Annotated in this window: 1 rRNA gene; it reads right to left on the minus strand. The window is 56.9% G+C overall.

Going from position 1 to position 3464, the window contains the following annotated elements:
• Positions 1–18 precede the first annotated feature (18 nt).
• Positions 19–3146, minus strand: a 23S ribosomal RNA gene (locus tag ACIG47_RS26390).
• Between the last annotated feature and the right edge of the window lie 318 nt (positions 3147–3464).

Consider the following 3464-nt stretch of genomic DNA (forward strand, 5'->3'; position numbering starts at 1 on the left):
CTTGAAAGAATTTGAGTGTTGAGAAAGTTATCGGCAAGTTAGTACCGGTCAGCTCCACAAGTCTTCAGTCCTTGCTTCCACATCCGGCCTATCAACCCAGTAGTCTGCTGGGCGCCTCCCACACACAAGGTGTATGGAAACCTCATCTCGAAGCAGGCTTCCCGCTTAGATGCTTTCAGCGGTTATCCCTTCCGAACGTAGCCAACCAGCCATGCTCCTGGCGGAACAACTGGCACACCAGAGGTTCGTCCGTCCCGGTCCTCTCGTACTAGGGACAGCCCTTCTCAAGTTTCCTACGCGCGCAGCGGATAGGGACCGAACTGTCTCACGACGTTCTAAACCCAGCTCGCGTACCGCTTTAATGGGCGAACAGCCCAACCCTTGGGACCTACTCCAGCCCCAGGATGCGACGAGCCGACATCGAGGTGCCAAACCATGCCGTCGATATGGACTCTTGGGCAAGATCAGCCTGTTATCCCCGGGGTACCTTTTATCCGTTGAGCGACGGCGCTTCCACAAGCCACCGCCGGATCACTAGTTCCGACTTTCGTCCCTGCTCGACCTGTCAGTCTCACAGTCAAGCTCCCTTGTGCACTTGCACTCGACACCTGATTACCAACCAGGCTGAGGGAACCTTTGAGCGCCTCCGTTACATTTTAGGAGGCAACCGCCCCAGTTAAACTACCCACCAGGCACTGTCCCTGATCCGGATCACGGACCGAGGTTAGACATCCGAAGCGATCAGAGTGGTATTTCAACAATGACTCCACCCGAGCTGGCGCCCGAGCTTCACAGTCTCCCACCTATCCTACACAAACCGCACCGAACACCAATACCAAGCTATAGTAAAGGTCCCGGGGTCTTTCCGTCCTGCTGCGCGTAACGAGCATCTTTACTCGTACTGCAATTTCGCCGAGTTCGCGGTTGAGACAGCGGAGAAGTCGTTACGCCATTCGTGCAGGTCGGAACTTACCCGACAAGGAATTTCGCTACCTTAGGATGGTTATAGTTACCACCGCCGTTTACTGGGGCTTAAATTCTGGGCTTCGCCGAAGCTGACCCGTCCTCTTAACCTTCCAGCACCGGGCAGGCGTCAGTCCGTATACATCGTCTTGCGACTTCGCACGGACCTGTGTTTTTAGTAAACAGTCGCTTCTCCCTGGTCTCTGCGGCCCTCCCCGCATCCCCCAGCAAGTGGGTTAACGGTTCAGGCCCCCCTTCTCCCGAAGTTACGGGGGCATTTTGCCGAGTTCCTTAACCACGATTCACTCGATCGCCTTAGTATTCTCTACCTGACCACCTGAGTCGGTTTAGGGTACGGGCGGCTAGTCCCTCGCGTCGAGGCTTTTCTAGGCAGCATAGGATCACCAGATTCCCGCATACACGGTCTCTATCAGCTCTCACCCTCAACGACACCCGGATTTGCCTAGGTGTCGGGCTACGACCTTGGACATGGACAACCATCGCCACGCCTGGCTACCTTCCTGCGTCACCCCTGTTAACACGCTTACCTACTACCGGATCAGGTCCCACGCCGCCCCACCAGTGAGACCCGAAGGTCTCGGCGGTGGCTTGGGGTGGTTAGTATCACCGGGCTCGGTATGGGCGGTACTTCGCCGGTAGGAGAATATCAACTCCTTGTCCATCGACTACGCCTGTCGGCCTCGCCTTAGGTCCCGACTTACCCAGGGCGGATGAACCTGGCCCTGGAACCCTTGGTCATTCGGCGGACGGGATTCACACCCGTCATTCGCTACTCATGCCTGCATTCTCACTCGTGTAGGCTCCACCGCTAGGTCACCCTGCGACTTCACTGCCCACACGACGCTCCCCTACCCACCCACACACCTGAACACACACCACAAGGGCGCATGCTGGGCTTGCGATCAAACGCAATGTGAGTGCCACGGCTTCGGCGGTGTGCTTGAGCCCCGCTACATTGTCGGCGCGGAATCACTTGACCAGTGAGCTATTACGCACTCTTTCAAGGGTGGCTGCTTCTAAGCCAACCTCCTGGTTGTCTGTGCAACTCCACATCCTTTCCCACTGAGCACACGCTTAGGGGCCTTAGCCGGTGATCTGGGCTGTTTCCCTCTCGACCACGGAGCTTATCCCCCGCAGTCTCACTGCCACGCTTAAACTTACCGGCATTCGGAGTTTGGCTGACGTCAGTAACCTGGTGAGGCCCATTAGCCATCCAGTAGCTCTACCTCCGGCAAGAAACACGCGACGCTGCACCTAAATGCATTTCGGGGAGAACCAGCTATCACGAAGTTTGATTGGCCTTTCACCCCTAACCACAGGTCATCCCCCAGGTTTTCAACCCTGGTGGGTTCGGTCCTCCACGCCGTCTTACCGGCGCTTCAACCTGCCCATGGCTAGATCACTTCGCTTCGGGTCTAGACCCGGCGACTCAAACGCCCTCTTCGGACTCGCTTTCGCTACGGATACCCCACACGGGTTAACCTCGCCACCGAGCACTAACTCGCAGGCTCATTCTTCAAAAGGCACGCCGTCACCCCTACCAAGGAGGCTCCGACGGATTGTAGGCACATGGTTTCAGGTACTATTTCACTCCCCTCCCGGGGTACTTTTCACCTTTCCCTCACGGTACTTGTCCGCTATCGGTCACTAGGTAGTATTTAGGCTTAGCAAGTGGTCTTGCCAGATTCACACGAGATTTCACGGGCCCCGTGCTACTTGGGATCCCCTCCACCAGGCCGCACCATTTCGTCTACGGGACTCCCACCCACTACGGTCCGGTATTCAACCCGGTTCGACTATGACACGACTTTCTCACTGGCCGGAAGACTGTCAGATCTTCCCGGAAGGTCCCACAACCCCGCACACGCAACGCCTGACAGCTTGACACGCATACGGTTTGGCCTCATCCGCTTTCGCTCGCCACTACTCACGGAATATCTCTTCCTGTCGGTACTGAGATGTTTCACTTCCCGACGTTCCCTCCACACGCCCTATACATTCAAGCGCGGGTAACCGAACATGACTTCGGCTGGGTTCCCCCATTCGGAGACCCTCGGATCACAGCTCGTCTGCCAACTCCCCGAGGATTATCGCAGGCTACAACGTCCTTCTTCGGCTCCTAGTGCCAAGGCATCCACCAATGTGCCCTTAAAAACTTTCGGCAACACTACAATCACAGAAACCAAGACAACACACCCGACAACACCCCGACCCACACGACCCAAAAGGCCCTGCCAGCCAGACCATCGCCAAGCAGTCTTGGAAACATTCAAAGATGCTCGCGTCCACTATGCAGTTCTCAAGCAACGGACGAACCCACCAGAGCGACCCGCACCCACCACCACCGGCACGCCGGCTGGTCTGAAGTGCCACTCAGTGACCCGTGTCCAGTCAGAAACAACCCGTCCCCCACACACCCCACTCACCCACCCCGAAGGGACAAGACCCCCGAAGGGACAAGACCCCCGAAGGGACAAGAT

The sequence above is a fragment of the Promicromonospora sp. NPDC052451 genome, from assembly GCF_044547525.1.
GTDB lineage: Bacteria > Actinomycetota > Actinomycetes > Actinomycetales > Cellulomonadaceae > Promicromonospora.